This is a genomic window from Maribellus luteus, from assembly GCF_003576475.1.
In the GTDB taxonomy this organism is placed as follows: Bacteria; Bacteroidota; Bacteroidia; order Bacteroidales; family Prolixibacteraceae; genus Draconibacterium; species Draconibacterium luteum.
Genome location: NZ_QWGR01000106.1, coordinates 1 through 298 on the forward strand (window position 1 = coordinate 1; position 298 = coordinate 298).

Annotated in this window: 1 protein-coding gene; it reads right to left on the reverse strand. The window is 65.1% G+C overall.

Features of this window, described 5'->3' with window-relative positions; all coding sequences use genetic code 11:
• Positions 1-298: MFS transporter (locus D1614_RS28140; RefSeq protein ID WP_241558160.1), on the reverse strand; the 298-nt coding region annotated here is incomplete at both ends.

Here is a 298-nt window from a genome sequence, read left to right on the forward strand (position 1 = left end):
TGCCCACTCCGTTCCGAATCCCGCCAGCAGCACCAGCAGGCCCAGGGCCATCAGGCCGAGCCCCGCCAACAGCGCGCGGACGCCATAGCGCCGTACCAATGCATTGGCTACCCGCGATGTGATCAGAAAGGTGATGGCCAGCGGCAGGATGGCGATACCCATGCGCACCGCGGAAAGCTGCCGCCCGTTCTGCAGATATAGCGTCAGCACCAGGAAGAACGCCATCATCCCGATGTAGTGCAGCGCCGATGCCGTCAGGCCCGTCATGAAGGCGCGATGCTGCAGCAGGTTCGGCGGC